General features: G+C 62.8%; 2 protein-coding genes and 1 riboswitch. Both genes read left to right on the top strand.

Annotation, left to right across the window (positions count from 1 at the left end; genetic code table 11):
* Positions 1 to 1307: hypothetical protein (locus BMZ19_RS22505; RefSeq protein WP_170847830.1), on the top strand; the 1307-nt coding region annotated here is incomplete at its 5' end.
* Between the two features lie 431 nt (positions 1308 to 1738).
* Positions 1739 to 1814: riboswitch (cyclic di-GMP riboswitch) on the top strand.
* A 103-nt stretch (positions 1815 to 1917) separates the two neighbouring features.
* The coding region (locus BMZ19_RS21910; RefSeq protein ID WP_425287195.1) for a DUF5801 repeats-in-toxin domain-containing protein at positions 1918 to 3364 on the top strand (1447 nt) is incomplete at its 3' end.

Raw genomic sequence — 3364 nt, 5'->3', positions numbered from 1 at the left:
CGCTGTTCGCCACCGTCACCGTCACCGACGGCGACGACGACGTGGACACCGCCCAGGTGGACATCGGCAGCCGGGTATCCTTCCAGGACGACGGGCCGCTGGCCATCACCCCCGAGTCCGGCAGCATCACCAACGCCGCCGGCGAGACCACCTCGGGCCTGCTGGACAGCAGCACCACCCCGCCGCCCTTCGCCTTCAACTTCGGCTCGGACGGTGCCGGTGCCGGTGCCTATGGCGGGCTGGTGTTCACCGGCATGAACGACGAGGAGCTGATCGACGGGGCGGCACTGGAGGACGCGGACGGCAACGCCCTCTTCTCCAACACGGTGGCGATCACTCTCAGTGGCTTCGGCACCAACGTCCTCACCGCATCCGCAGGGGCGACGACGGTGTTCACCATGACGCTGGACAGCAGTACCGGTCAGTACACCATGGAGATGTTCGCCAAGATCGACGACGGCTCGTTCGATTTCGACAACTTCGCCACTGCAGGGGCAGGCAACTTCACCTGGGTGGGGGTAGCCGGCGACGAGGCCCCCGACAAAGACCTGCTGGTCACCGGCGGCATCGTCGGGGTCGACCAGGTGAACAACGACTCCGACGACCTCGCCATCGGCAATCAGTGGATCGATGCGGCCAAGCTCGACAGCAGGGACAACTTCACCCCTGCCGAGATCATCCGCCTCGACTTCGTCAATCTCGGCATCGACGCCAACACGGGCAGCAGGACGCTCGCCACCATCGACGACACGCTGGCCCCCGACCCCGTCACCCACTACGACGTGAACAATGCCGGCTTCACCATCATGCAGACCCAGGCCGGCAGGCCGGTGGATGTGCGGATCAGCGCGATCGACGAAACCAGCGACATCAGCGGCACGGACATCGCCGCTGACCTGACGACCAGCCCGGAGGAAATCGACCAGATCGTCCAGGTCACCATCATCACCAACTCGCTGACCGACCCGGATGGCGAGACCTACTTCCGGGAGGATGGCAACAACACGTGGGTCACCTGGCTGGAGAACGATGTGATCGTGCACAACCTGGAAGGGGCCACCCCCAACCTGCCGAACCTGCGCGACCGGATCTTCGTCAGCACGGAGGACGGCTTCAACCGCCTGGAGATCAGCAACGCCGAGGCGGTGAACAGCGGGGATGCCTTCGCCATCGGCGACGTGGAGGTGGGTGCGGCGGGCCAGGATATCGACCTCGCCTTCAACAGCGAGATCGTCGACGGTGACGGCGATGCCAACAGCATCGGCCTGATCGGCATTACCCTGAACCCGGAGGCCATCGTGGGCTGACCTGAACCGGCGGGCCGCAGGCTCGCCAATGCACGAGGCCGGCAGAGGCACGAGACCCCTGCCGGCCTTCTCGTATCCGGGCGGACTCTGCCGCCGGCTTCACGCCAGTCAGTACGCGCAGCAATACCGCCCCGCTCGCCCATCGGCACGACGGAACGCCCTGACCACGGTCGCTGTACAAATTTCATCCAGCAATATCAGCAATGCCAAATCAGGATAAACATCGATGCGGCAGACGGCGGATTTTCACCTAACGTTGAAAGCGTGAACTGCGTCACACATCTGGCGCACTGTATTAAGACAGAAGATTTCACTGGTTGGCATTGGACGGCCTGATTTTGACGCACTCGGGCCGCCGCCACATCGCGTAGTTCGGCCGGGGTGTATTGAGGAGTTGCCGGGCGCGATTGCGCGAATGTCCGAACCCTTCGGAATGCCAAAGCCACACCCGCAGCGATGCGGGGCCGGAAAGCCCTGGGTCTTGTCCAAGACAGCCGGGTTGCCTCACTACCGAGCGTGACGTTCACGCAGCACGGTCAGCAGCCATTGCCAGGCGCAGCCACCGACGTGGCCCCAGCGCCGCATGACCACCATCGGTAGGAGTTTTGAAATGGCCACGATTATCGGCACGGGTGTATTCGTTACCCTCGACGAAAGCGACGGACTGCAAAACAGCACCACCACGACAACCCCTGCGGAAGACGCTAACGACAACGACATTCTGCTGGCGTCCCTACCCTCGGCTTTCTCCAGCCGCTTGACCGCACTCGCAGCAGGCACCGCAACGGAGGCGGCCTTGAGTGGCTATACCGGCGCCGTTGGCAATACGGGCAGCAATGCGTTCACCCTCAGCCCCGACCCGGGAGCAACCATTACCGATCTCAGCTTCGTCGGCAGCAGTGGCGCACCGCTCAATGGCTTGGACAGCGGGTTGGATACCCTCGATGGCACCAGTATCTTTCTCTATACGGATACCACCAACAACAACATCCTGCTGGGCCGCGCCGGGGGCTCAACCGGCGACATCGTGTTCGCCGCCTACATCGAGGAAACCGGATCGCCGGTCACCGGTGGCAAGATCTGGACCGTACTGTACGAACCGCTCAAGCATCCGGACACCAGCAACCCCGATGACGCGCTCGATCTGGATGGCTTGGTCTTCATCGGCACCAGCCAGAACATGGAATTCAGTCTGGCCAATGCGCCCTCCGGGCAGAACCTGTTCCTGATGTTCACCACGATGGACCCGACGGTGGTCGAGGTCGCTGGTGTCATGCGGATCACCGATCCGACCATCATCGCCACCGGCAAGAACCCGGCTAACCAGTCGGGCCTAGATCCGGCCGACCCCTCGGACGACCTCAACATCACCACCGGCGACACGATCAATACCAGCCAGGCGGGCGGCCCGACCACCTTCGGCACCAACAACCAGATGATCGTGGAGCAGGAGGGTATCCGCTTCACCTTCGTCACCGGCGCCCGACAGGATGTGACCATTCCCAACCTGGATCAGAACGAGGCCGACCTCGAATCCAACATCGACTTCACCGCCATGTTCAATGCGCGGGGGGCGGACTTCGACATCGTGCAGTTGCAGAGCGGCAAGAGTGCCGTGGTCAGGATCAGCGCCTTCAGCACCGACGTTGAATCTGGCAATGACTTCATCGACGGCTATGCCGATGACACGGCGATTGCAATCTCCAGTGTTCACGTCTTCAGCGGCACGCAGGAAGTCACCACGGGCATTTCCATCAGCATTGTGGGTGGGATTGCAACCATCACCGGCGTCAAGGCCGGCTACCGGATCGAATACACCACGAGCGCGGATCACAACCGCGTGCTGATCGAGAACGGCGCAGCCGTCGACGCCAAGGGCAACAACCACGCCGACTTCGATATCGGTGGCTTCTCCCTGCTCCAGGTATCGACTGACAAGCTCGAAATCGGCTCGAAGATGATCTTCGAGGATGACGGACCCACCGCCGATGCCGCCCTCGGCACCGGCTCGGTCACCCACGACGAGACCGCCGGCGTCGACACCGATGCCGACGACA

Origin of the sequence: Pseudomonas linyingensis (genome assembly GCF_900109175.1) — a bacterium.
GTDB lineage: Bacteria > Pseudomonadota > Gammaproteobacteria > Pseudomonadales > Pseudomonadaceae > Geopseudomonas > Geopseudomonas linyingensis.
The sequence above is the reverse complement of the archived record's forward strand: the minus strand, read 5'-3'. Positions and strand labels throughout refer to the sequence as shown.